Below are 24,715 nucleotides of genomic sequence, written 5' to 3'. Positions count from 1 at the left end.
GTCTGATCTTTGAGGAGGTATTTAAACGCCATGAGTGAAAACAATTTCAAAACACCGCTTGAAGCCTGGTCGGCCTTTTCTGCCGGGGAGGCAAAGGGCTATGCGGTGGATATCGCAGCCGAGCTTGGCCTGACCGAAGGTGAGCTGGTTGCAGCGGGTATTGGCAACAATGTCGTGCGTCTGGATGCTGATTGGGGGGATCTGATCAAGCGCCTAGAAGAACTGGGCGAGGTCAAGATCCTGACCCGCAATCCCAGTGTTGTTCATGAAAAGATCGGAACCTTTGGCAAGGTCAGCATCAATGGCGAAATGGGCCTTGTCCTGAACGGCGATGTGGACCTTCGCCTGTTTTTGGGGCGCTGGGGGCACGGATTTGCGGTTGAAACCAACAATCCGCGCGCAGGGCGTCGCCGCAGCTTGCAGTTCTTCGATCATGAAGGCAAAGCGATCCACAAGATTTTCCTGACCGACAACTCAAACGCAGCGGGTTACGAGGCGCTGATTGCGGAATTCCGTGCCGGGAATCAGCAACCGGGTATCGAGACCCTGCCGCCATTGCCCAAGGCCGTGACCCGCAAGGATGAAGATGTCGATGTCGAGAACCTGCGCGCCCACTGGCGCAAAATGACCGATGTGCATCAGTTCCACGGTCTGCTTAAGGATTTCAATGTCGGGCGTCAGCAGGGCATGCGTCTTGTCGGCACCGAGTTTGCCGAACGACTGACCAACGATTCCCTTAAAACCATGCTGGAATCGGCATCCGAAAGCGGTTTGCCGATCATGGTGTTTGTCGGCAATGCCGGTGCGATCCAGATTCACACCGGCCCCGTGAACACCATCCGTGAAATGGGGGACTGGATCAATGTCATGGACCCGCGTTTCACCCTGCATCTGCGCATGGATATGATCGCCGAAGCCTGGATCGTGCGCAAACCGATCCGCGAAGGTGTGGTGACCACTGTTGAATTGTATGACGCGGACCTTAACAACTTCGCGATCTTCTGTGGTGAACGCGCGCCAAAAGAACCCGAAAACCCTGCCTGGCAGAAACTGGCGGAAGGACTTCCGCGATTTGATGCCGCTAAACAAGCTGTTGCGGAGTAACTGATGCGTCGTTTTATCGCATTCCTGATTGTCCTGATGTCCGGTACCGGTCTTGCTGTGCCAAGCCATGCCGACGAGCGTCCGGCGCGTGTCATTACTGTCGGTGCACCGGCAACTGAAATCGTCTTTGCACTTGGTGCCGGGGACAGCGTGGTTGCAACCGACACCACCAGTACCCGACCCGATCCCGTGCCGACTTTGCCCAAGGTTGGCTATATGCGGCAACTGGCATCAGAGGGGATCATCAGCCTGAAGCCCGACCTTGTTGTTGCTGTTGAAAAATCCGGACCCGAAAACGTGTTGCAGGAACTTGGCAATCTGGGAATACCGGTCGTCAAATTGCCGTCTTTGGACGAGATCAAGAACCTGCCAGATGCAATCGCGGTTGCGGGCAAGGCTCTTGGGCGCGACGAAGATGCGAAGTCACTGATCCAGAAAGTCCGTGACGATATTTCGGGTCTTGCTGCACGTGATGAAGCCGGACGTCCAAGCATCATCTTTCTGATGGCGGTTGGTCATGGCAAACCGCTTTCGGCAGGAAGCCACACGACGGCTTCAGAAATCATCGATCTGATTGGCGGGACCAATCCGATGGCAAGTTTTGACGGGTTCAAACCGGTTTCACCGGAAATCATTGCTGCCGATCAGTCTGATTATGTGCTGGTGCCGCAGTCGACGGTTGACCATTTCGGTGGCCTGGACGGTTTGAAATCCGACCCGGTTCTTGGTCTGAACAAGGCGGTTGCCAATGGCAAGGTTTTGACGGTTTCGTCTTCGACCATTCTTGGTTTCGGACCGGAATCGGCGTCAGAAATCCGTGATGTGGCGAAATCCCTTCATCAACAAGAACACGGTCAATGAAGTCTGTGAGGCAGGTGGAAACATCGCTTCGGCAATACTGGCAAATCAATCGGCCGGTGATGGTTCTGGTTCTTTTGATGGTTGCGCTGCTGGTTCTGGTGATCATTTCGCTGGGCACCGGCGGGGCGCGCATCGAACTTGGTGATGTGGTTGCGCATATCGCGCACCGGATTGGTGTCGCGGGTGTCGGCATTGATGCATTTGATGCGCGTGTCCTTGATACCTTGCGGTTGCCCCGGATTGCGCGTGCGATTGTGATTGGTGCGGGACTTGGTCTTGCCGGGGCGGTGATGCAAAGTCTGTTTCGCAATCCGATCGCGGATCCGGGCATCATCGGGGTATCTGCCAGTGCGGCCCTGGGGGCGGTTGCAATGATCGTGACCGGCCATATCATTCTGGGCAGTTATTATCCGGTTGTCGGGCCTTATGGTGTTCCGCTCGCGGCCTTTGGCGGGGCGGTGATCGCAACTGCCTTCATCCGGATTCTGTCACGTCAGGATGGCCAGACAGATGCCGCAATCATGTTGCTGATCGGGGTTGCCATCAATGCGATGGCCTTTGCCGGTGTCGGTGTCTTTACCTATATGGCCGATGACGCCCAGTTACGCAGCCTGACCTTCTGGCAGATGGGGGCACTTGCCGGGAACGGCCCGACCGATACACCAGCACTGTTCATCATGGCACTGGGCATTGCCTATCTGATGACGCTTGGCACGCCGCTTAACCTGTTCTTACTGGGCGAGGCCGAAGCACGCCATCTTGGCGTCGAGGTCGAACATCTTAAACGCCGGGCGACGGTGGTAACGGCCCTTGTGGTCGGTGCAGCCGTGGCTGTTTCGGGCATTATCGGATTTGTCGGGCTGGTGGCACCGCATCTTGTGCGGCTGGTTACCGGGCCTGATAACCGTTATGTCCTGCCGGCATCGGCAATTTGCGGGGCGATCATGCTGACCGGGGCCGATGCGGTGGCACGGATCATTGTTCTTCCGGCCGAACTGCCGATCGGTCTTGTGACCGGGATTGTCGGCGGGCCGTTTTTCCTTGGATTGCTGATGCGCGAAAAGAAAAGGCGTCGCCTATGAGTTTGGTGGCACAAGACGTTAGCTTTGTGGCGCGTGGCCGTTATTTGCTGCGTGATATTTCGCTTGAAGTCACACCGGGCGAGGTGCTGGCCGTGCTGGGGCCAAACGGGGCGGGCAAATCGACCCTGCTTCGGGTATTGGCCGGTGAATATCGGGCAACCAAGGGGACCATACGGCAAAGTGGTCAGGACATCACGGAAACCACGGCATTGGCGCTGGCCCAGTCGCGCGCCGTGATGCCACAGGCCGCCTCGATGACCTTTCCGTTTGCAGTGCGCGATGTGGTTGCGCTGGGTCGTGCACCATTTCGCAAGATATCAACCAGGCAACTTGATCAGAAGCTGGTTCGCCATGCGATCAGGCTTGCCGATATTGATCACCTTGCCGACCGTGCCTATCCGGCATTGTCGGGCGGGGAAAAACAGCGCGTGCATCTGGCCCGTGCCTTGGTTCAGGTCTGGGGAATGGATGGGCCGGAACGCAATATGGTTCCCAAAACCGGTCATGAGGATCGTGACCGGTTTTTGTTGCTTGATGAGCCGACATCGGGTCTGGATGTTTCCCATCAGCATGCGTTGCTTGGCGTTGCCCGGCGCGAAGCCCATCAAAACAGGGTTGGTGTTCTGATGATCTTGCATGATTTCAATCAGGTCACGGCCTATGCCGACCGGGTTGTTGTTTTGCAAAACGGGGAAATGGTTGCAAAGGGTGCGGTTGACGATGTCATGCGCCCGGATTTGTTGTCGGCCGTGTTTAAAAGCCCGATCCGCGCCATCCCTGATCCCGAAGGCGGTAGCGTTCTGGTCAGTCAGGCCGGTTGACCGGTTTTTCCGTCAGGTGCTGCTTTTTGAAACTGTTTGCGATGCTTCATCGGCAAGCTGCTTAAGGGCTGCAAGCACATCGGTCGTTGCGGCCTCCATCCTGGCAAAGGCCGCTTCGGCAGCCGGAATGTCATTATTGGCATAGGCCGCAATTGCGTCATGCCCGGCTTTGTGCTGATTTTCATGAGGTTGGCGCACGGCAGCAAATCCCGGCAGGTCCCGGAAGGGTTTGCTGGCGTCGCTGTCATACCATTTGCCAAACCGGCAACTGGTGGCGGCACCGATTTCAACATTGGCAGGATCGGCAAGCCCGGCCAGAACTTCGGCGACGGCCTTGAAATAGACGGCGTGCTCAGCCCGGGCACTTCGGATGGTGCGGTTGGGAATGTCATACCGCACAAGTTCGGAAACCTGTTGTTCGATCAGTTGTTCGACTTCACCAACGGTTGCGATTGCCGATTTGATGGCCGTAACCTGTCCGCCGGTCTGGTTGGCAATGCCACTGATGCCGGTGCGTACGGCGTCTGTGGCGCGGTTTTGTTCATCAAGAATGTTGGAAATGTCGGCAATGCGTTGGGTGGTGTCTTCCATTTTGTTGCCGATTTCACTGATGTCATGGGCGACCTCACCCATGACTTCCTGCCCGCGCGATACTGCTTCGGTGCCGAGATTCATCGCATCGACAATGCCGCGCGTTTCGTCCTGAAGGTTGGTGATACGGGTTCGGATTTCCTCGGTTGCACGTGCGGTTTGCTGGCTCAGTGCCTTGACCTCGTTGGCGACGACGGCAAATCCCTTGCCGGCTTCGCCAGCACGGGCGGCTTCAATGGTGGCATTAAGCGCCAAAAGATTGGTTTCCGATGCAATGGCTTCGATCGACTGGACAATTTCCCCGATCTTTGCCGATGCATCGGCAAGGATATCGACCCGGCGCGACGCATCCTGAACCGCGTTGGCAATGGCATTCATGCTGTCGACTGCGCCATTGACGGTTTCCTGACCGTTGCGGGTGACATTGATGGCGTCTTCGGCATTGTCGGCAGCAACCCGACCGTTTTCCGCAATGTGACTGATACCCGATACCATCTGATCGACCGCCGCTGAAATCGACTGGGCTTGCCGGTCGACATCGCTGATCACGTTCATCATCCGTGCATTTGAAATTGCACTTTCATTGATCGCGACTGACAAATCCATCGTGCGGTCAAGCTGTTGATCGGCAAAGGCGTTTTCCGATGCCTTGTGCCGGTTTTCGGCACTGGCATCGCAATAGGCCGTCAGGGTCAATTCGATATCAAGCAGCATGACCGATGTCAGGGCCGTGACGATTTTCCCGGCTTCGCCGGCACGCCAGCGGAATTTGACAATAATGGTTTCGATCAGCGCATCGGTAACCGCGTTATAAGCGGAAATATAAAGTTTGGGGGTGATGGCGTATTCTTCGTGGCGTTTCCCGATGGCAATGGATTGCCGCACAAAATCATCATCAATCTTGCCATCAAACAGCTTTTGCCAGTGGGATTGAAGGGCGTCGGTCAGCTGTGCTGTCACGCTATCGGAAAGGGAGGGCTGATCAGGACCGGCTTTTTGGGCGATGATCTTGTAAAATGTCCTGGCGCGTTTGGCCGCCCCATCGTGAATGTCCTTGGATGCCTTACGCAAAATGCCAAATGTGGCTGGCAAGACGTCGTAGCGTTCCAGGCGGTCTTCAAGTAACGACACGGATTGAATTCCCTTCTCCCACCCCCGGCCAGTTTGCCGGACTGCTCCCGAATATGCTTTTGAAAGCATTTTTCTATATGGGGATTGCGCGCAAAAATGCGGCCCCGACCCCCGGATGCGGAAACTTTAGGGATCGCTGGTTCAATCGGCAATCAATTTTCTGTCCACAAGAATAGTATCTGGGTTTTGTTCGGGTGGGATCAGCCCGGGCGGGCTTCCTGTTCGGTTTTGCAGGTCGCGATCAGCCAGTCCCGAAAAGCCCGCACTGCAAAGTTGTTTTCCTTTTCCTTGGGATAGACAACGTAATAGGCGTGCTGATTGGGGATCGAGACATCAAAGGGCGCAACCAGACGCCCGCTTTCGAGTTCTTCGCGCACCAGAAACTCCGGCAATAATGCCAGACCCAGTCCGGCGACCGCAGCCTGGATGACCATGTGGAAATGCTCAAACCGTGGCCCGGCCAGTTCATCGACCACAGCCACTCCGGTTGCGGCCAGCCAATCCTGCCAGGCGCGCGGGCGGGTGGAATGTTGCAACAGCGTGCAGTTGCGCACCCGTTCGCGCGCAATCGGCAGATCGTCATTTTCCTTAAGCAGTTTGGGGGCGCAAACCGCAATAAGCGTTTCACCCATCAGGCGATGGGACACACAGCCGGGCAGATTGTCATCCCCGAAATGAATGGCAATATCGATGCCTTCGCGGTCGAAATTGAACTCGCGCGTCTGGGTGATCAGATTAAGCTGGATATCAGGCCAGGTTGCCTTGAAATCCCCAAGGCGCGGCACAAGCCAGCGCGCACCAAATGTCGGCAAAGTCCCGACATTCAGCATCCCGCCGGCATCGGAATAGGCCATGACCTGAAGGGTGGCGGCTTCTGCCCGGTCCAGAAGATCGCGAACCTGTGCGGCATAGGCTTCGCCCGCAGCAGTCAGTTTCAGGCGTTTTTTCACCCGGCGAAACAGATCACGACCCAGATATTCCTCAAGCGCACGGATCTGGCGGCTGATTGCGCTTTGCGTGACGTTCAGTTCTTCGGCAGCCCGGGTAAAGGACAGATGGCGGGCCGAACTTTCAAAAAATTGCAGGGCAGTCAGCGATGGCAGGACGCGACGCATAAAGGATCCAGTTCATAACAAAATGGAATGATTTGGTGCGAATATATCGTTTGTTTGCTGTGCAGCCAAGGCGTAACGTTTTAAACGGTTCCAAGCCTCCTCGCGCCACCATATGAAGCGTTCAGGCCAAGAGCCATCGCGCTGGATTGCCGTCAGTTTGTAATGTTTCGGAAGGATGTCTCCCCCGTTTCGGACTTGGATGGCATCCAGCGCATAAAAACAAAAATGTCCGGGAAGAAGGCGTTCGGCCATTGGCCAGGGCTTCAACAATTTATCGGGTAGAAGGCAAGAATGGGTTCTGTTGACGCAAATTATGATGTGATCATTGTCGGTGGGGCGGTTATTGGCAGCTCCATCGCGTGGCATTTGACCGGCCGGGATGATTTCACGGGCCGGGTTCTGGTGATTGAAAAAGATCCCAATTACGAATTCTGTTCAACGGCCCTGTCGGCGGCATCAATCCGTCAGCAATTCTCGACCCCGGTGAATATCGAAATGTCGGCCTATGGCATCGATTTCCTGCGCAATCTGAAACGTGACCTTGATCCCGATGTCGATATTGCCCTGCATGAAAAGGGTTATCTGATTCTGGCAACCGATCAGGGGCGCGATATCCTGAAACAGAACCACGCGACCCAGATCGAATTCGGTGCGGATATCGTTTGGATGGAGCCCGATGAACTGGCCGCCAAATATCCGTGGATGAATACATCCGATCTGTCTGCGGGGTGCTGGGGCCGAACGGGTGAAGGCTGGTTTGATGCCTATTGCCTGATGCAGTCATTCCGCAAACAGGCCCGCCGGCGCGGAGCAGAATATATTGACGGCGAAGTTGTCGAACTTACCCGTCAAGGCGATCAGATTACCGGGGTTATCCTGAAAGACGGGCGCAGGTTTGGCTGTGGAACCCTGATCAATGCGGCGGGAACCGGTTGTTCGAAACTTGCAGCAATGGCGGGTCTTGAAATCCCGGTCGAGCCGCGCAAACGTTGCATCTTCGTGTTCAATTGCCGAGATGCCGAAGATATCAGTGCGTCCTGTCCGATGCTGATTGATCCAAGCGGGCTTTATGTCCGTCCCGAAGGCGAATTCTTTATCACCGGGATCGCCCCGCCCAAGGATCGTGACCCGGAATGCTGGGATTTCGAAGTTGATCACAGCCTGTTTGACGACATCATCTGGCCGGGCCTGTACGAGCGCTGCGAACGGTTTGAGGCGATCAAGGTCGTCAATGCCTGGGCTGGTCACTATTCCTATAACCTGCTTGATCAAAACGCGATCCTGGGGCGCCATACCGATGTGAAGAACTTCGTCTTTGCCAACGGGTTCTCAGGCCACGGGTTGCAGCAAAGCCCGGCTGTTGGTCGCGGGATTGCCGAACTTGTCACCACGGGCAGTTATCAGACCCTTGATCTGTCGGTATTCGGGTATGAGCGTATCCGCGATAACACCACGGTTTTCGAGCTGAATGTTATTTAATTCGATTTCGAAACGATAATGCGAAATCAACATGTTAAACCAATTGTCGGAGCAGGCCCCAATGCCCCGTGATGATGCCAACAAAACTGCTGAAACGCTTGGGACTTCCATTCGTGACCGTCAGGCCGTCTCGGTTTCAAGCGGGGTGCGCAATGTGCACCCGGTCTATCTTGATCGGGCGCTGAATGCCGAAGCCTGGGACAGTGATGGCAATCGCTATATCGATTTCGTTGGCGGGATCGGTGTTTTGACAGTCGGCCATCGCAACCCGGTTGTGATGGACCGGGTGATTGCCCAGTGCGACCGTTTTACCCACAGCTGTTTTAACGCACTGCCCCATGAGCCCTATGTTGCGGTGACCGACTGGCTTGCGAAAAACTGCCCGATTGAAGGTCCGGCAAAATCGATGCTGACCAATTCCGGGGCCGAGGCGATGGAAAACGCCCTGAAACTGGCCCGCGCCTTTACCGGCCGGACCGGAGTGATTGCTTTCGAAGGGGCCTTTCATGGCAGAACGCTTGCGACCCTGGCACTGACCGGGAAGACCAAGCCCTATAAAACCGGTCTTGGGCCGCTTCCGGGGCCGGTCTGGCATCTGCCATATCCTTGCCCGGAAACCGGTATATCGGTTGAGGATGCAATGGCGGCAATTGCCAAGCTGTTTTCGGTTTCTGCCGATCCGAAATCGGTTGGCGCCATCGTGATCGAACCGGTTCAGGGCGAGGGCGGTTTTCGTGCCTGTGACGGTGAATTCCTTGTCGCATTGTGCCGGCTTTGTGATGAAAACGGCATGGTTCTGATTGCCGATGAAATCCAGTCGGGCTTTGCCCGTACGGGCAAGATGTTTGCCATCGAACATGCCGGTGTTGCACCTGATATCCTTGTCATGGGCAAGGGGATCGGCGGTGGTTTCCCGCTGGCCGCGATCACCGGGGCAGAGGACGTGATGAGCGCGCTGGCACCCGGTGGCCTTGGCGGAACCTATTCGGGTAATCCGGTTGCCTGTGCGGCGGCAAAAGGTGTGTTCGAGGTTCTGGAAAAAGACAACATTCTTGGTCGTGCCAAGCAGCTTGGCGAGAAATATGCGACCCATATCGCATGGTTGCGTGATCTGCCCGGCGGGCATGTGATCGGCAATATGCGCGGAATTGGCGCCATGCGCGCGTTCGAGGTGATTGCAGATGACGGCAAACCGTCACCCAAACGTCTGCAAAGCTTGTTGCAACTGGCCCGTGAAAGCGGGCTATTGTTAATGCCAAGTGGTGAACACGCCAATGTGGTGCGCCTGCTGGCACCTTTGACCATTCCGTTTGATCAGGTTGATGAGGCCTTTGCCATCATCGCCAGACTTCTGCCCAAAGTGGCGCAGGTAACGCAATAGGTATCACGGGAAATGCCGGTGGGATCACCGGAAAGTTTAAAAAGAAGGGAGTTTTACTGTGAGTTTCAAATCCATCCTGACCGAGCTTGGTCTGTCTGACGCCGAGATCGCCAATGGCACGCTTAAGGTCCAGACCCCGGTTGACGGTTCGGAAATCGCATCTGTTGCCGAAACCGATCCGGCGGCAATGACCGACATCATCGGCAATGCCAAAAAGGCATTCGGTGAATGGCGTCAGGTTCCGGGTCCGCGTCGCGGTGAACTGGCCCGTCTTCTGGGCGAAGAATTGCGCGCAGCAAAAGAACCGCTGGGTCGTCTGGTGTCGCTTGAATGCGGCAAAATCTATCAGGAAGGTCTTGGTGAAGTTCAGGAAATGATCGATATCTGCGACTTCGCAGTCGGTCTGTCGCGTCAGCTTTACGGTCTGACCATCGCATCCGAACGCCCGGGCCACAAAATGATGGAAACCTGGCATCCGCTGGGCGTTGTTGGCGTGATTTCCGCGTTCAACTTCCCGGTTGCTGTCTGGTCCTGGAACACCGCGCTTGCGCTTGTGTGCGGTAACTCCGTGATCTGGAAACCGTCGGAAAAGACCCCGTTGACCGCCCTTGCCTGCCAGAAAATCTTTGAAAAGGCGCTGGCGAAATTCGGTGATGCACCCGAAGGCCTGCATCAGGTCGTGATCGGCGATCGCAAGATCGGCGAAGCCATGACCGACAGCCATGATGTGGCTCTGGTCTCGGCAACCGGTTCGACCCGCATGGGCCGCGAAGTTGCCCCGCGTGTTGCCGAACGGTTCGGGCGTACCATTCTGGAACTTGGCGGCAACAACGCCATGATCGTGACCCCGTCGGCCGATCTTGATATGACTGTTCGTGCGGTTGTGTTCTCGGCTGTTGGCACCTGTGGTCAGCGTTGTACCTCGCTTCGTCGCCTGATCGTCCATAAAGACGTCAAGGATCAGTTGCTTCCGAAAATCATTGCCGCTTACAAGTCGGTCAAAATCGGTGATCCGCTTGCCGATGGCACCCTTGTTGGTCCGCTAATCGATGAAGACAGCTTCAACAACATGCAGACCGCCCTTGCCAATGCCAAAAAGGATGGCGGTGTTGTTCATGGTGGCGAACGTGTGCTGGAATCCGAATATCCGAACGCCTTCTATGTCACCCCGTCGGTCGTTGAAATGCCGGGTCAGACCGATACCGTGCGCAACGAAACCTTCGCGCCGATCCTGTATGTCATGACCTATGAAACCCTTGAAGAAGCCATCGCGCTTCAGAACGGCGTGCCGCAAGGGTTGTCTTCGTGCATCTTCTCGACCGATGTGCGCGAAACCGAACTGTTCCTGTCGGCTGTCGGTTCCGATTGCGGTATTGCCAATGTCAATATCGGCCCGTCCGGTGCAGAAATCGGCGGTGCGTTCGGCGGCGAGAAAGAAACCGGTGGTGGTCGTGAATCCGGTTCGGACGCCTGGAAGGCCTATATGCGCCGTGCAACCAACACCATCAACTATTCCCGCGAGCTGCCGCTGGCTCAGGGCATCAAATTCGACATCTGATCACTCGCCCGATCAGGTTCGATCCAAACCCCGCCGGTTCGCCGGCGGGGTTTTTGTCTTTCCGGCAACGATAGCAGTCTAATTTTTCAAATTGCATGATAGAAGGTGATATTGATTAATTTGCATTGTGCTAAGCGGTCGAATAGTGAAATAGTTGATTTAGATTATTTCTGGTTGTTTTGTTAGCCTGAGAGATATTTGCATGCTAGATGTTCGTGGAAGCCTCAAGAACACTAAGCTTAGTTCAAACCCTTATGTTGTCTTTGATGAACTTCTGTCGAACTCTATTGATTCGTACTTAATTCGTAAGCACGAAGAGCCTGGTGCAGAACCTTTGGAGGTGCACTTTAAGGTTGAGTTTTGGGATATAGATTTGTTGGGCGCAGAAGCGCACGACTGCCAAATCACATGTAGCGACAATGGTTGCGGTATCGGAGAGGATCAAGCTCTCGCATTTTTGACTAAAGATACGTCATATAAGGATGATTTGGACGTAATAGGGATTGGAAAATGTAAGGGAGCGGGTAGGATTCAATACTTCCACCACTTCTCCCGCGTAAATGTTTCTTCAATTTTTCAAGAAGATGGGTCTTTTCGAGAGAGAACCTTAGAGTTTCACGAAGATCAAAAACAGATTAGTCCTGATATGTTCTCCGCTTCACCATCGAATGCCACAAGAAGCGGAACCGTCATCACACTATCAGATTTGAAGGAAACTGCGCGGAATAGAAAGTTTTTAGCGCAAGATTTGTCTGAAATCTTCTCAGCAAGTTCCCTCAAAAAGACTGTTCTCGTATCTTTTCTTCAAAGGTTGATTGGTCTTGAAGAGCAAATCGGTGATTTCAAAATCACCTTTGAAACAAAAGTGGGGAAGGACGGCAACCCAGCTAAGGCCTCGTTGAAAAAATCAGACCTACCCTCGGTGTCTGAGGTTCGTTCGGTTATGGTTAAGGAGCGTGACCCTCTTACTGGAGAGAAAACTCAAACTGAACAGCAGTTCACTGTGTCTCATTACAAACTTGATAAAAATGCGTATGACCTTCCAAAGAACGCCATTGCTTTTTGCGCGAAGTCCTCGCCCGTTAAAGACATCACTAAGAGATACCTAAGAACCAAAACTGAACAAAATAATCCGGTTGGAAAATTCCATCATATCGTTTTGATTGAGGGTGATTTTCTAGATAACCGCGTCAATGAACAACGGGATGATTTTGATGATCTTCCAGAAGAACTGGAAGGTGGTGACTTGGTGTCAGGTGCGCCCATTTCGTATCAAGATATTTACGATGTAATTGACGACGTTATTGCAGAATTCGTAACTCCCCCCGACTGGAATAAAGAAAAAGTGATGGATAGTGCTGCGAGGCACTTTGGGATTTCTGAGGCGATGCTTGCTGATACAGGTACGCGGGTGAGATATGGCGATACAGCGCATTCTGTCGTTGATCGAGTATTGAAGAAGTATCAGGAAAGGGTTGTTGTTGAGACAGAGAACATAGTTGATTTAAAGGATGAAATTCTCAATTTGGAACCAGATTCGGAGGATTTCAGACAGAAAATCAATGACCTTTCTTGGATGTATACTGCGTCGTTGAAAAACTTTGATATGGCCAACCTGTCGCAGCTGGTCGTGAGAAGGGCTGCAATCGTCGAGGTCCTGAGCTTAGCCCACCGAAAGCAACTGAATTTTCAAGCACCTGATGTTGAGGGGCGGCGTAAGGACGAAAAAATCATTCATAGCGTTTTCTTTCCTATGAAGAAGGATAGCAAAGAGGTAGCTGATCACGACATTTGGCTGCTAAATGAAGAGTACCACTATTACGAGTATATTTCATCCGATAAACCACTCGCACAGATAGAGTGGGAGGATGGATCGGCGTTATTCGATCCTGAAATTGATGTTGCATTTGAAAAAATCCTCGCAAAAAGAACGGATGATAATTCAAAGTTGCGACCAGATATTGCTCTTTTCAGTGAAGAGGGCTCAGCGATAATTATTGAATTCAAGGCGCCGGGCGTTAGCATGGATGATCACATTGGTGACTTGTCTGAATATGCTCATATACTCGCTGCCAAATCTAAAGGCAGAATCAAAAAATTCTATGGGTATATTATCGGTGACACGTTGAACCCTTTACGCATAGCGGGCTGGACTAGATTTCCAACTGGCAAGGGCTATTTTCGCACAAGTCCATTAGAAGACCCCGAGAGTTCACAGAATCTAGGAGAACTTTATCAAGAGGTTCTTTTCTACGAAGACGTTGTGGATCGGGCTAAAAAGAGAATTGGTGTATACAAAGAAAAATTAGGAATCGATTTGTCGGTTACCCAATAATTACTGTTGCAATTGTCTTGGATATAAAGAAAAAAGCGGCCCCAAAAAGGAGCCGCTTTCTTTAATCTCGTCTCAAAGCCGGGCTGATTAGCCGGCTTTGGAGAAGCGCTCTGCGACATATTCCCAGTTAACCAGGCTGTCGAGGAAGGCTTTGACATAGTCCGGGCGCGCGTTGCGGTAATCGATGTAGTAGGAGTGTTCCCAAACATCACAACCGAGCAGCGGGGTCTGACCGTGAACAAGCGGGTTTTCCGCGTTCGGGGTCTTGGTCACAACCAGTTTGCCGGATTTGTCGAGTGCCAGCCAGCACCAGCCCGAACCGAACTGGGTAACGCCAGCCTGAATGAAGGCTTCTTTGAAGGCATCAACAGAGCCGAAATCTTCGACGATTTTCTTTTCCAGTTCACCCGGAATGGCACCGCCGCCGTTGCCTTTCATCATCTGCCAGAACTCGATGTGGTTCCAGTGCTGGGCAGCGTTGTTGAACAGGCCGGCTTTGGATGCGTCGCCGTAAGATGCAACAACGATTTCTTCAAGCGACTTGCCTTCAAGGCCCGAACCTTCGAGCAGCTTGTTGCCGTTCACAACATAGGCGTTGTGGTGTTTGTCATGGTGAAACTCAAGAGTTTCAGCCGACATGACCGGCGCAAGTGCGTCATATGCATACGGAAGTGCTGGGAGTTCAAATGCCATGATACAGTTCCTCGACTTTCATTATTGGTCTGTGCGGTAACGCAACATATCCCTTTTTCCACCTTTGGTGAAAGTGAAAATCCCGTGCAACCTGTTGGAAACCTTTGTTGCAGGGCCACTTCACCGGGCAGGGAGGGGTGCCTCTGGGCCATAATCTAGGTCGGCTGGCATTTTATGCAATGCGCCGTTTGGCAATATGATATCGCCTGGCCCTGTTCACTGAACATCCCGGCCGGGAAAACGTTCCGGGGACTCGCCAAAAAAATCGGTGGCCCCGGCTATTCCTTATACAGGCCGGTGCGATGTTCGATATCCGTCCCGTTGCGGATCATGACGTCATATTCGCCCTTTGGCAGGGACGAAATATCCAGTTTGCACGGGAAGGTATGACAGTCACGATCAAGCGCAATGGTACCGTCCTGGTGTGTCAGAATGACTTCACCAGCCGGCTTTTCAGAGCTGATAGTAACACTGTCGGTCGTCGGTTTCGGGGCAATCCGGATGGCTGCCACAGCCGCGGTCGTTCCGGTCAGGATACAGATCAGGGCGATGGCGACCGGTTTGCTGCGCATAGATCTCAACATGATATCCCTCGCGCTTGTGTGCATCGATCTCATGGAAACAAGATGCACCCCGAAGCCGGAGAATTAGCGGCGCAATTGCGGCATTTCCGTGCGGTTTGCTGCGCGGGGCGGGGGACAGCCATGCGTCACTGCCATCAAAACCCCCGCCAGACCGGAAAATCGAGCGGGGGGTTTCACGATGAATTTCGGGTCAGGTATCTGATTTAACCGATTATTTCCGGGCTTTGATGGCATCAGAAATCTTGCGGGTGGCGCCTTCGGGATCGGGTTGTCCGCAAATTGCCGATACAACCGCAATGCCGTTCGCACCGGCTTCAAATACCGGGTCGACGTGATCGCGTTTCAACCCGCCGATCGCAACGGACGGCAAACCGGCGATCCGAACCAGACTGGCAAGGCCATCAAACCCGATGGCCGGTTTGTGATCGGGTTTGGTCGGTGTGGCAAAGACCGGTCCAATACCGACATAATCGACAATCGACCGATCAACCTTGCGGGCAACAGTTTCGTCTTCGATCGACAGACCAATGATCTTGTCCGGGCCAAGCCGGTCGCGCGCCGTTTTTGTCGGCAGGTCATCCTGACCGACATGCAATCCATCAGCACCAATGGCGATTGCGGCGTCGATATCGTCATTCACAATCAGCGGCACACCGGTACCGCGCATCGCATCCATCAGTTCGCGCCCGATGCGTATCAGACCTTCGGTACCGGCTCTTTTGTCGCGCAACTGGACGATGGTTGCCCCGCCTGCAATCGCTGCCTGGGTGGTTTCGACCATCGAATGCGTTCGGCACAGCTCGGGATCAAGCACCAGATAAAGGGACAGATCAAAGGATGTCATAGGGCCTCGATACGTGCAGTGCCGGCAAAGGTGGCAGCATCAAGATTATGCAGCCCGTCAACAAAGGCCGTCATGAAGGATGCCGGACCGTTGGCTGATTTTGCCGCGATGCTTCCCGCAACGGCGAAATTGGTCAGGGCGGCGATGGTGGCTTCAAATGCCTGATCTTTGGCGATTGCGGTATAGGCGCCAACAAGTGCGGTCAGCGAACAGCCCATGGCCGTGATTTTCGGCATCAGGTCCGAACCACCGGCAATGCGGACATTGCGTGTTCCATCTGTGACAAAATCAACCTCGCCCGTGACGGCAACGATGGCCTTCTGTGCGGAGGCAAGGGTGCGGGCGGCTTCTTCGGCCTGTTCGACCGGATCGCCACTGTCAACGCCCTGACCGGCACTTTGGCCGCCGCCAAGGGCGATGATTTCGGATGCGTTACCGCGAATAACGGTCGGGTTCAGTTTCAGCAACCGGGCAACCGTATCGCGGCGATATGTGGTGGCGAAATGTGCCACGGGATCAAGAACCCATGGTTTGCCCGCATCATTTGCCGATTTGGCCGCGGCAATCATGCCTTCGACCCAATGGGGGGAAAGTGTGCCGATATTGACGGTCAGTGCGCCTGCGATTGCGGCAAATTCCCCGGCTTCTTCGGGTGTATGGACCATTGCCGGTGATGCGCCGGCCGCCAGAAGGACATTGGCAGCATAGTTCATCGCGACATAGTTGGTGATGCAATGGACCAGCGGATTGGTCGCACGCATTTTTTCAAACAGCCCGGTCGCGGTGGTGGAAAGATCAGTCGTCATGTCGAGGCTCCAATGCAGCAAACTCAAGTGCGTTTGGAGACCCAGTTCGAAGTCGGAAAGATGGAGAACGCCGAAGATTTCGCGTTCGCACCGTCCCTACGCCAGTATGAACTGGATCAGGTTCAAAGGGTCACTGCGCGGCAGTTTCTCAGCCCCCTGACGGGGCTCCCCTTGGTGAATGCCCAAAATGGGTTTTAATGCGCTTTCTGTCAATTCATCCTGTCGGTCACAGCATGATCAGGGACCAAAATGCAAACGGCGGGGCAGCTTTCGCCATCCCGCCGTTTGAAAATGTCGTTGGTTCGTTGCGACTATTTGCGACGTTCCATCGCAGCCTTAAGGGCGGCTGCCATCGCACCGCCGTCGCCGCCGGAATTTCCGCTGGCATTACCGCGATTCCCGCCACCAGATGTGTGCTGCGGGCGACCGCCATGGCCACCGCGTGGTGCCTGCCCACGGTTGTCGGACCGTTTTTCACGCACAGCTTCGTAATCCGGGGCCGATTTCATCGAAAGCCCGATACGTTTGCGCGGTGCGTCAACTTCCATCACCGTCACCGAGACGATCTGACCGGCCTTGACCACCTGGCGCGGATCTTCGACGAATTTGTCGGCCAACTGGGAAATGTGAACCAGACCGTCCTGATGGACACCGATATCGACAAATGCCCCGAAATTGGTGACGTTGGTCACCGTTCCTTCAAGCTTCATGCCGGTGCGAAGGTCTTTGATTTCATTCACACCATCGGCAAATTTCGCGGTTTTGAATTCCGGGCGCGGATCGCGGCCGGGCTTGTCAAGTTCGGCCAGAATGTCGCGGATGGTCGGGACACCAAACGTGTCGTCAGCGAAGTCTTCGGCGCGCAGGGTCTTGATAAAGGCCGAGTCGCCAATCAGGGTCGCCAGCGGTTTTGATGCCTTTGCACTGATTTTTTCGACCAGCGGATAGGCTTCCGGGTGCACGGCCGATGCATCAAGCGGGTTTTGGGCGCCACGAATACGCAAGAAGCCGGCACATTGTTCAAACGCCTTTGGTCCCAGACGTTCGACCTTTTTCAGGTCGGCACGGGACTGGAACGCACCGTTTGAATCGCGATAGCTGACGATATTGCGCGCCAGCGTTTCGGTCAGACCGGCAACACGTGTCAAAAGCGGTATGGATGCCGTATTCAGGTCAACGCCAACACCGTTCACGCAATCCTCAACCACGGCATCAAGGGATCGCGCCAGTTTGGTTTCCGATACATCGTGCTGATACTGGCCGACACCAATGGATTTCGGTTCGATTTTGACCAGTTCCGCCAGCGGGTCCTGCAAACGCCGGGCAATTGATGCTGCCCCGCGCAGAGATACGTCCAGATCGGGGAATTCTTCGGCGGCGAATTGCGATGCCGAATAGACCGATGCGCCGGCTTCGTTAACGATGACCTTGGTGGCCTTAAGGGCCGGGAAGCGTTTGAGAAGCTGACCGGCAAGTTCATCCGTCTCGCGCGAGAACGTGCCATTGCCGATCGCGATCAGTTCGATCTTGTGACGGGCGGCAAGGGCTGCAAGGGTATTAAGTGCCCCTTCGACGTCATTGCGCGGCTGGAACGGGTAAACCGTTGCGGTATCGACCAGCTTGCCGGTGGCATCGACAACCGCGACCTTAACGCCGGTACGAACCCCGGGATCAAGGCCCATGGTGGCCTTTTGCCCGGCTGGTGCGGCCAGCAGAAGATCCTTGAGGTTATCGGCAAAGACCTTGATCGCGCCTTCTTCGGCGCTGTCGCGCAAGGTGCCAAACAGATCAAGCTCGATCGACAGCGACAGTTTGACGCGCCAGGCCCAGCGTACCGTATCAAGCAGCCATTTGTCGGCTGCCCGGCCCTTATCGGCAATGCCGACATGGGCGGCGATCATGATTTCAGCGCGGCCCGGCTGACTGCGCGGACGGTCTTCGTCCTCTTTGCCAAGGGTCAGTTTCAGCTGAAGGATATCTTCGTTGCGACCGCGGAAAAGTGCGAGCGCACGGTGCGACGGGCAGGTTTTGATTTTTTCGGAATGTTCGAAATAGTCGGAGAATTTCGCGCCTTCGGCCTGTTTGCCTTCGACCACGGTTGCGGTGATTTCGCCTTCGTTCCACAAATGGTCACGCAGTTTGGCGACAAGGTCGGCATCCTCGGCAAAGCGTTCCATCAGGATCTGACGGGCGCCATCAAGGGCGGCCTTGGTATCTTCGACGCCCTTTTCGGCATCAACAAACTTGGCGGCCTCGGTTTCCGGATCAAGGGTCGGATCATTGAACAGGCCATCTGCCAGCGGCTCCAACCCTGCTTCGCGGGCGATCTGGGCCTTGGTGCGACGCTTTTTCTTATAGGGCAGATAAAGATCTTCCAGACGCGTCTTGGTATCGGCTTCGTTGATCTGGGCTTCAAGTTCCGGGGTCAGTTTTTCCTGTTCACGGATGCTGTCAAGCACCGATGCGCGCCGTTCTTCAAGCTCGGTCAGATAGCGAAGGCGTTCTTCCAGCGTACGCAATTGGGTGTCATCAAGCCCACCAGTCTTTTCTTTGCGGTAACGGGCGATAAACGGAACGGTAGAGCCTTCGTTAAGCATCTCGATGGTGGCAATGACCTGTTCCGGACGAACCGAAAGTTCTTCGGCGATACGCTGGGGAATTGGACGCATGGTTTCTCCTTGTTTTGCTCGTATGCCTGAAATAGCGGCTTTGGGCGTGATCGAAAAGAGTCAGTTTTTCCAAATTTTTCCCAAACTCTGGATCAGGATTCCGTGTTTGATTCCAAGGGACTGAAATCCAATGTCTTTTGGCCGGTTCGATCGCCCGGCGCCAAGGGTTGCGAGTGGTGGCCGATGACGTTATTTCTTTGGCAAATGTGATTTCAGGGGCGATGCGCCCAAGCAGGAGAATTCGGATGGCCGGCAAATTCCGCGAGACCGTCATTCATAACGTAGAGCCCAAAGAAAAAGCCGAACCGCAAACCGATGCAGCAGCAGATAGCGCAGCCGGCGAAATCGCAGGTGCCGACACAGCCCCGCAATTGTCGCAAGATGCGATCAATGCGCTGGCCGAAGCAAAGGCCTTCAAGGAAGCGGCTGCCAAGGCCCGGGAAATCGGTGGCCCCAAAGGCCCGGAACCGACCCGCTTTGGCGATTGGGAAAACAAGGGGCGCTGCATCGATTTCTGATGCGACCTTACCCGGCCGGGCTGTGGGGCGGTAGGTCCGGGTTGTCTGGGCTTGCACGGCCGGTTGTTGGTAGATAATGGGTGCGCAGCGTGCGTGCATCGCGCTTGGTTACGGTTAACAGATCGCCTGACTGCACAAGCGCATTAAGTTCGCGCAATACAATGGCATGCGCCATCCCGAACAGCCGGGCAAAGGTCCGGCTGTCACGGGCGATATCTTCACGCGCGGCGACAAGAATGCCCGCTTGAACAGGGGTAAGTTCCGGCTGCGTTGCCATCAGGCGTTCGACCAGATGCAGAAACATCGCTGCATCCGGTGCAAGATCGCCATCCACAGGATTTCGGGCGTGGTTGTTCAAACCCGGCTTTCCGGGCGGAACGAAACCATCACCGATTTGGATGTCGGTGTATCGCTTTGTTCACCAGCACTGCCAAGCGGCACCAGAACGTTCAGTTCCGGGTAATAGCCAGCAACACTGCCACGCGGAATGTCATAGGAAACGAACCGGAAATCATTGGCAATCCGTTCGATCCCGTCATCATATTCACAAATGACATCAACGCGATCACCAGCCTTGGCACCCAGATTGGCAAGATCATCTGGATGGATGAAAATGACCTTTCGTTCGCCGTAAACCCCGCGATACCGGTCATCAAGACCATAAACGGTCGTGTTGTACTGATCGTGGGAGCGGAATGTCTGCAAGGCAAACCGCGATTGTGCGGCAGATGCGGGGCGGGTCTGGCGTGCCTGCTGGTGGACGGTTTGCTTGGGAAGCGGCGCATTGGAAAATGTCGCCTTGCCAGCGGGGGTATTCCATTCCCGGTGTGCTGCATCATTGCGCAGATGGAAGCCGCGCGGCTTGCGCAGACGGGTATTATAATCGGTAAAGCCCGGAACGGTCGCCTCGATATGGCTGCGGATCAGCTCGTAATCATCGGCAAGTGCCGCCCAGGATACGATATCGCTGCCAACCGTTGCTTCGGCAATTCCGGCAATGATGCCAACTTCGGACAGAAGATGCGGTGATGCAGGGCGATTGATACCAGCCGAACCGTGCACCATGCTCATGGAATCTTCGACACTGACCACCTGGGACTGACCACGGGAATTCAGGTCAATCTCGGTCCGGCCCAGACAGGGCAGGATAAAGGCAGTTTCGCCGGGCATAAGATGCGAATGGTTGGGCTTGGTTGCGATGTGAACCGTCAGTTTGAGGTTCTTCATCGCCTTTTCGACAAGGGCGCTGTCAGGCGTGGCCCGGGCAAAGTTCCCGCCCAGCCCGATAAAGGCCTTGGCACTGCCATCAAGCATCGCACCGATCGCGCCAAGAACATTGTGCCCGTGTTTGCGCGGTACCGTGAAACCGAATTCCTTTTCCAGCGCATCGAGAAAGGCCGCGGGCGGCTTTTCATTGATGCCGACCGTACGGTCGCCCTGAACGTTGGAATGTCCGCGGACCGGGCACAGACCGGCACCCGGTTTGCCGATATTGCCGCGCAGGAACATGAAATTGGCAATTTCACGAATGGTCGGCACGGAATGAAGGTGCTGGGTGATGCCCATTGCCCATGTGCAGATGACCCGCTCAGCCGACAGATAGACATTGGCGGCCTGTTCGATTTCCTGGCGGCTCAGCCCCGACTGATCTTCGATTTCCGACCAGCTGGTGGCATCAACCACAGCACGGTAATCGGCAAGTCCGGCGCAATGTTCATCAAGGAACGCGTGATCAAGAACAGAAGGTTCGCCCTTGGCAATCGCGGCATCGTCGGCGGCAAAGACCGCTTTGCTCATGCCGCGAACGGCGGCCATGTCACCGCCAAGGCAAGGCTGGAAATAATGGCTGGCAATCTCGGTGGATCCGCCATGCAACATTTCAAGCTTGTCCTGCGGGTCGGAAAACCGTTCAAGTCCGCGTTCACGGATCGGGTTGAAGACCACGATCTTTGCACCACGCATTGCCGCCCGGCGCAAATCGCCCAGCATGCGCGGGTGGTTGGTGCCCGGGTTCTGCCCAAGGACGAAAATGGCATCCGCCTTTTCGAAATCTTCAAGAAGAACCGTTCCCTTGCCCACGCCAATGGCCTGACGCAGACCAACGCCACTGGCTTCGTGGCACATGTTCGAACAATCAGGGAAATTGTTGGTGCCAAAGATGCGGACAAACAGCTGATAGAGATAGGCTGCTTCGTTGCTTGCGCGGCCTGACGTGTAAAACTCGGCCTCATCGGGGGTATTTAACCCCTTAAGGATGCTACCGATTTCAGCAAAGGCATCTTCCCACGCGACAGCTTGATAGGTATCGCTTTGCCGATCGTAGCGCATCGGGTGGGTGATGCGCCCGTTCAGTTCCAGTTCGTAATCGCTCAGTTTGCTCAGTTCGGTTACGGTATGCTTGGCAAAAAATGCCGGCGTCGCACGCTTTTCGGTTGCTTCCCATGAGACGGCTTTGACCCCGTTTTCACAGAATTCAAAAGATGACCCGTGCTCGGGATCGCCCCATGCACAACCCGGGCAATCAAAACCGTCAGGTTGATTGGCCTTAAGCATCGTGCGTGCGCCATTAAACGGGCTGCCGCTTTGCAACAGTTGCTTGCCGCAACTTTTCAGCGCACCCCAGCCACCGGCTGCCGACGATTTTTTTCCAATAAAGCTTTCATTCATGCAGGCATCTATTTGCCAGAACCGAAATTAGGTCAAGTATGCATACCTAATCGGTCGATAGAAAAAATTTATCAAAGAGTTCCGGCAATGATTTGAATGTGTTCAAAATGCAATCGGGGCCGGAACCCTGTGGTGATTCCGACCCCGAACAATCTTTGATGCTGCCTTTAACGCAAATTACGCGCCGCGAATAGCTTTGATATTGTTGGCATATTCCGACGGACCGCCTTTGAAGGTCGCAGAACCGGCAACCAGAACGTTGGCGCCAGCTTCGATGACTTGCGGGGCGATTTCCGGGTTTACACCACCATCGACTTCAAGATCGATATCGCGGCCGGTCGCATCGATCATCTTGCGGATGCGTTTGATCTTCTCAAGCTGGCTTGGGATGAATTTCTGGCCGCCAAAGCCCGGGTTCACGGTCATGACCAGAACCAGATCAACCAGATCCATGACATATTCAATGACACTTTCCGGAGTCGACGGGTTCAGAGACACACCGGCTTTTTTACCCAGTGACTTGATCAGTTGAAGCGAACGATGCAGGTGCGGGCCTGCTTCGGCATGGATGGTGATGATGTCGGAACCGGCATTGGCGAATGCTTCGATATACGGGTCGACCGGCGCGATCATCAGATGCACGTCAAATACCTTGTCGGAATGCGGGCGCAGTGCTTTGACCACATCCGGTCCGATGGTGATGTTGGGTACGTAATGGCCATCCATCACATCAATGTGGATATAGTCGGCGCCTGCTGCGTCAACAGCGCGGACATCAACGCCCAACTGGGCGAAATCGGCCGAAAGGATCGAAGGTGCGATTTTAATGTTCGACGTGGTCATGCGTCACGGGTCCTGAAGCAATGCGGGATATGGGAAATTCGCGCATCTCATAACGTAAAAAGGCAGCCCTGTCACCCGAATGGGGCTCATGGCTGCCTTGTTTGCAGGTTTGACGGCTATTCTGACGTGAAATCAGGACTTTTTGACAAGCCGGGCGCAGAAAAACCCATCCATGCCGCCGAAATCGGCCATATGGATCGGCAGAACCCGCAATTCACCATCCTTGTTGATGGCTTCATCCCAGCCACCAAGTTCGTCCGCCGTGATCGGTTTGCGTTCGTAATTGGGATGGTCGGCCAGGAACGATTTGACCTGATGTTCGCCTTCTTCGGGCTGCAGGGAACAGGTGCAATAGATCAGCTCGCCACCAACATTCAAAAGCTTGTCGGCCTGATTAAGCAGCTTGGTCTGGATCGGCAGCAGCGACCGCATCAATTTGTCATTTTGACGCAGCAAAATGTCTGGATGACGACGAATGGTACCGGTTGCCGAACAGGGTGCGTCAAGAAGGACCGCATCCGCACGCGGGGTATCGGGTGCAAGATCGGTGGCATCGCCGGTGACAACTGCGGCACCAAGGGACACGCGCTCAAGATTCTCAAACACCCGTTTCAGGCGGCCTTCGGATTTATCAACGGCGATCGCACTGGCACCAAGGGACGCCAATTGCATGGTTTTGCCACCGGGGGCAGCACAAAGGTCATAGATCGTTTTGCCCTGATAGGCGGAAAACAGGGTTGCCGGAATGGCCGCGGCTGCGTCCTGAACCCACCAGTCACCATCGCGATAGCCCGGAAGATCACGAATGCGACGACCACTTTCAAGGCGGACCGAACCGGTCGGCAGGACAAGGCCATCCATCTTTTCCGCCCAGTCGGCCGATGTGCTTCGATCCTTGATCGACAGATCGAGCATGGCATGGCCAAGGCATGCCTCGGCAATGGCTTGGCTGATTTCCGCCCCATAGGCCTTTTTCCATGACCCGCGCAGCCATGCCGGGATGTTAAGCTGCCAGTCTTCGACACCTTCGGGCCATTCAAATCCATCACGCTGCAATCCACGCAGCACGGCGTTGATCAGTTTGGTGTATTTATGCAGGCCTGCGTCGCGGGCCAGATTGACCGTACTGTCGACCGCACCGTAATCGGATGTGTCCATGAAGAACAGCTGTGCGACGCCAAGGCGCAGAATATTGGTCAGGCGGGCGGCAACCCGGTCTTGCGGTGGCTGATAACGCGGGGCCAGAACCGCATCGATTTCACCCAAATGGCGTAATGTGGTGCCAAGCAGCTGACGCAGGAAATTGCGATCAAGCGATGGCAGGCCATAGCCATGTTTTGACAGAAGTTCGTCCAGGGTCACTTCACCGCCGCGCAGTTCCTGCAAGGTTTTGAGTGCAAGCATCCGCGGATCGGGTGTCTCGACCGGCTGTTTGCGCGGGGCGTTGCGATGTGCTGGACGGGAACGGCGTTCTGTCAAAGGGATATCTCCGGTTTCGTGTTATGAAGGTTAGTTAAGCGTCGCGTGGCAAAGTGTAAAGCACCAAGCACCCGAATAGGTGGCATGGCTGCCTTGTGTTATCGGGCAGATGAGGGGGCAGATTACCTTGCTTAGGGTTTGGCTTAAGGTTTGA

The 24,715-nt window shown here is 54.8% G+C and carries 21 protein-coding genes and 1 riboswitch; of the genes, 9 read left to right on the top strand and 12 right to left on the bottom strand.

Features of this window, described 5'->3' with window-relative positions:
• Positions 1-30 precede the first annotated feature (30 nt).
• Genes CU041_RS08840 through CU041_RS08825 form a run of 4 tightly spaced genes read left to right on the top strand, consistent with a single transcriptional unit; the run spans position 31 to position 3,868 of the window.
• Complete coding sequence (locus CU041_RS08840; protein WP_101246550.1) at positions 31-1,104, top strand: hemin-degrading factor; 1,074 nt, start codon at positions 31-33, stop codon at positions 1,102-1,104.
• 3 nt (positions 1,105-1,107) lie between these two features.
• Positions 1,108-1,965, top strand: coding sequence for a heme/hemin ABC transporter substrate-binding protein (locus CU041_RS08835; RefSeq protein ID WP_101246549.1), 858 nt, complete (start codon positions 1,108-1,110; stop codon positions 1,963-1,965).
• Positions 1,962-3,047: a FecCD family ABC transporter permease gene (locus CU041_RS08830; protein WP_101246548.1), complete on the top strand. Its 1,086-nt coding sequence runs from the start codon at positions 1,962-1,964 to the stop codon at positions 3,045-3,047. The genes CU041_RS08835 and CU041_RS08830 overlap by 4 nt, the downstream gene beginning before the upstream one ends.
• Positions 3,044-3,868 (top strand): heme ABC transporter ATP-binding protein, encoded by an 825-nt coding sequence (locus CU041_RS08825; RefSeq protein ID WP_101246547.1) that lies wholly within the window; start codon positions 3,044-3,046, stop codon positions 3,866-3,868. Before CU041_RS08830 ends, CU041_RS08825 begins: the two co-directional genes overlap by 4 nt.
• Positions 3,869-3,880: 12 nt before the next feature.
• On the opposite strand, the gene CU041_RS08820 is transcribed toward CU041_RS08825, so the two are convergent.
• The 3 genes from CU041_RS08820 to CU041_RS20605 form a co-directional block, all read right to left on the bottom strand.
• Complete coding sequence (locus tag CU041_RS08820) at positions 3,881-5,590, bottom strand: methyl-accepting chemotaxis protein (protein ID WP_170310184.1); 1,710 nt, start codon at positions 5,588-5,590, stop codon at positions 3,881-3,883.
• Positions 5,591-5,790: 200 nt separating this feature from the next.
• Positions 5,791-6,705, bottom strand: coding sequence for a transcriptional regulator GcvA (gene gcvA / locus CU041_RS08815; RefSeq protein WP_101246545.1), 915 nt, complete (start codon positions 6,703-6,705; stop codon positions 5,791-5,793).
• A 12-nt stretch (positions 6,706-6,717) separates the two neighbouring features.
• Entirely contained in the window at positions 6,718-6,957 is a 240-nt protein-coding gene (locus CU041_RS20605; protein ID WP_170310183.1) for a hypothetical protein, read from the bottom strand.
• A 39-nt stretch (positions 6,958-6,996) separates the two neighbouring features.
• On the opposite strand from CU041_RS20605, the gene CU041_RS08810 reads away from it, so the two are divergent.
• The 4 genes from CU041_RS08810 (at position 6,997) to CU041_RS08795 (ending at position 13,458) form a co-directional block, all read left to right on the top strand.
• Positions 6,997-8,184, top strand: coding sequence for an NAD(P)/FAD-dependent oxidoreductase (locus tag CU041_RS08810; protein ID WP_101246544.1), 1,188 nt, complete (start codon positions 6,997-6,999; stop codon positions 8,182-8,184).
• Positions 8,185-8,245: 61 nt separating this feature from the next.
• A complete protein-coding gene (locus CU041_RS08805; protein WP_101246543.1) occupies positions 8,246-9,565 on the top strand; it encodes an aspartate aminotransferase family protein in 1,320 nt (439 codons plus the stop codon).
• 58 nt (positions 9,566-9,623) lie between these two features.
• A complete protein-coding gene (amaB, locus tag CU041_RS08800; RefSeq protein ID WP_101246542.1) occupies positions 9,624-11,123 on the top strand; it encodes an L-piperidine-6-carboxylate dehydrogenase in 1,500 nt (499 codons plus the stop codon).
• 202 nt (positions 11,124-11,325) lie between these two features.
• Positions 11,326-13,458, top strand: coding sequence for a hypothetical protein (locus tag CU041_RS08795; protein ID WP_101246541.1), 2,133 nt, complete (start codon positions 11,326-11,328; stop codon positions 13,456-13,458).
• Between the two features lie 87 nt (positions 13,459-13,545).
• Here CU041_RS08795 and CU041_RS08790 read toward each other — a convergent pair whose 3' ends face one another.
• The 5 genes from CU041_RS08790 to CU041_RS08770 form a co-directional block, all read right to left on the bottom strand.
• Entirely contained in the window at positions 13,546-14,151 is a 606-nt protein-coding gene (locus CU041_RS08790) for a superoxide dismutase (protein WP_101246540.1), read from the bottom strand.
• Positions 14,152-14,429: 278 nt separating this feature from the next.
• Positions 14,430-14,735 (bottom strand): hypothetical protein, encoded by a 306-nt coding sequence (locus CU041_RS08785; RefSeq protein WP_101246539.1) that lies wholly within the window; start codon positions 14,733-14,735, stop codon positions 14,430-14,432.
• A gap of 211 nt (positions 14,736-14,946) precedes the next feature.
• The gene (thiE, locus tag CU041_RS08780; protein ID WP_101246538.1) at positions 14,947-15,579 is read right to left on the bottom strand and encodes a thiamine phosphate synthase; all 633 of its coding nucleotides are present in this window, start codon (positions 15,577-15,579) and stop codon (positions 14,947-14,949) included.
• A complete protein-coding gene (gene thiM, locus CU041_RS08775; protein ID WP_101246537.1) occupies positions 15,576-16,385 on the bottom strand; it encodes a hydroxyethylthiazole kinase in 810 nt (269 codons plus the stop codon). The genes thiE and thiM overlap by 4 nt, the downstream gene beginning before the upstream one ends.
• Before the next feature lie 76 nt (positions 16,386-16,461).
• A riboswitch (TPP riboswitch) is annotated at positions 16,462-16,567 on the bottom strand.
• A 129-nt stretch (positions 16,568-16,696) separates the two neighbouring features.
• Positions 16,697-19,054, bottom strand: coding sequence for a Tex family protein (locus CU041_RS08770; protein ID WP_101246536.1), 2,358 nt, complete (start codon positions 19,052-19,054; stop codon positions 16,697-16,699).
• A 245-nt stretch (positions 19,055-19,299) separates the two neighbouring features.
• Here CU041_RS08770 and CU041_RS21070 point away from each other — a divergent pair, with 245 nt between their 5' ends.
• Positions 19,300-19,572, top strand: coding sequence for a DUF1674 domain-containing protein (locus tag CU041_RS21070; protein ID WP_101246535.1), 273 nt, complete (start codon positions 19,300-19,302; stop codon positions 19,570-19,572).
• A gap of 7 nt (positions 19,573-19,579) precedes the next feature.
• Here CU041_RS21070 and CU041_RS08760 read toward each other — a convergent pair whose 3' ends face one another.
• The 4 genes from CU041_RS08760 to CU041_RS08745 all read right to left on the bottom strand — a co-directional run bounded on the left by CU041_RS08760 (position 19,580) and on the right by CU041_RS08745 (position 24,561).
• The gene (locus CU041_RS08760) at positions 19,580-19,930 is read right to left on the bottom strand and encodes a hypothetical protein (RefSeq protein ID WP_212733785.1); all 351 of its coding nucleotides are present in this window, start codon (positions 19,928-19,930) and stop codon (positions 19,580-19,582) included.
• The gene (locus CU041_RS08755) at positions 19,927-22,239 is read right to left on the bottom strand and encodes an FdhF/YdeP family oxidoreductase (RefSeq protein WP_101246534.1); all 2,313 of its coding nucleotides are present in this window, start codon (positions 22,237-22,239) and stop codon (positions 19,927-19,929) included. The genes CU041_RS08760 and CU041_RS08755 overlap by 4 nt, the downstream gene beginning before the upstream one ends.
• Before the next feature lie 177 nt (positions 22,240-22,416).
• Positions 22,417-23,082, bottom strand: a complete 666-nt coding sequence (rpe, locus tag CU041_RS08750; protein ID WP_101246533.1) for a ribulose-phosphate 3-epimerase — start codon at positions 23,080-23,082, stop codon at positions 22,417-22,419.
• A 132-nt stretch (positions 23,083-23,214) separates the two neighbouring features.
• Entirely contained in the window at positions 23,215-24,561 is a 1,347-nt protein-coding gene (locus CU041_RS08745) for an RsmB/NOP family class I SAM-dependent RNA methyltransferase (RefSeq protein ID WP_101246532.1), read from the bottom strand.
• Positions 24,562-24,715: the final 154 nt, after the last annotated feature.

It is taken from the genome of Thalassospira povalilytica, assembly GCF_002844235.1.
Taxonomy (GTDB): domain Bacteria; phylum Pseudomonadota; class Alphaproteobacteria; order Rhodospirillales; family Thalassospiraceae; genus Thalassospira; species Thalassospira povalilytica.
Note: the sequence above shows the minus strand (reverse complement) of the source record. Positions and strands in the feature narration are given on the sequence as shown.

What these genes read in the sequence shown, in the direction of transcription:
- thiE (WP_101246538.1), bottom strand. Translation starts at nt 15,579, where the DNA reads ATGACATCCTTTGATCTGTCCCTTTATCTGGTGCTTGATCCCGAGCTG.
- CU041_RS08795 (WP_101246541.1), top strand. Translation starts at nt 11,326, where the DNA reads ATGCTAGATGTTCGTGGAAGCCTCAAGAACACTAAGCTTAGTTCAAAC.
- CU041_RS08825 (WP_101246547.1), top strand. Translation starts at nt 3,044, where the DNA reads ATGAGTTTGGTGGCACAAGACGTTAGCTTTGTGGCGCGTGGCCGTTAT.
- rpe (WP_101246533.1), bottom strand. Translation starts at nt 23,082, where the DNA reads ATGACCACGTCGAACATTAAAATCGCACCTTCGATCCTTTCGGCCGAT.
- gcvA (WP_101246545.1), bottom strand. Translation starts at nt 6,705, where the DNA reads ATGCGTCGCGTCCTGCCATCGCTGACTGCCCTGCAATTTTTTGAAAGT.
- thiM (WP_101246537.1), bottom strand. Translation starts at nt 16,385, where the DNA reads ATGACGACTGATCTTTCCACCACCGCGACCGGGCTGTTTGAAAAAATG.
- CU041_RS08840 (WP_101246550.1), top strand. Translation starts at nt 31, where the DNA reads ATGAGTGAAAACAATTTCAAAACACCGCTTGAAGCCTGGTCGGCCTTT.
- CU041_RS08805 (WP_101246543.1), top strand. Translation starts at nt 8,246, where the DNA reads ATGCCCCGTGATGATGCCAACAAAACTGCTGAAACGCTTGGGACTTCC.
- CU041_RS08770 (WP_101246536.1), bottom strand. Translation starts at nt 19,054, where the DNA reads ATGCGTCCAATTCCCCAGCGTATCGCCGAAGAACTTTCGGTTCGTCCG.
- CU041_RS08790 (WP_101246540.1), bottom strand. Translation starts at nt 14,151, where the DNA reads ATGGCATTTGAACTCCCAGCACTTCCGTATGCATATGACGCACTTGCG.
- CU041_RS20605 (WP_170310183.1), bottom strand. Translation starts at nt 6,957, where the DNA reads ATGGCCGAACGCCTTCTTCCCGGACATTTTTGTTTTTATGCGCTGGAT.
- CU041_RS21070 (WP_101246535.1), top strand. Translation starts at nt 19,300, where the DNA reads ATGGCCGGCAAATTCCGCGAGACCGTCATTCATAACGTAGAGCCCAAA.
- CU041_RS08785 (WP_101246539.1), bottom strand. Translation starts at nt 14,735, where the DNA reads ATGTTGAGATCTATGCGCAGCAAACCGGTCGCCATCGCCCTGATCTGT.
- CU041_RS08810 (WP_101246544.1), top strand. Translation starts at nt 6,997, where the DNA reads ATGGGTTCTGTTGACGCAAATTATGATGTGATCATTGTCGGTGGGGCG.
- CU041_RS08830 (WP_101246548.1), top strand. Translation starts at nt 1,962, where the DNA reads ATGAAGTCTGTGAGGCAGGTGGAAACATCGCTTCGGCAATACTGGCAA.
- CU041_RS08835 (WP_101246549.1), top strand. Translation starts at nt 1,108, where the DNA reads ATGCGTCGTTTTATCGCATTCCTGATTGTCCTGATGTCCGGTACCGGT.
- CU041_RS08755 (WP_101246534.1), bottom strand. Translation starts at nt 22,239, where the DNA reads ATGAATGAAAGCTTTATTGGAAAAAAATCGTCGGCAGCCGGTGGCTGG.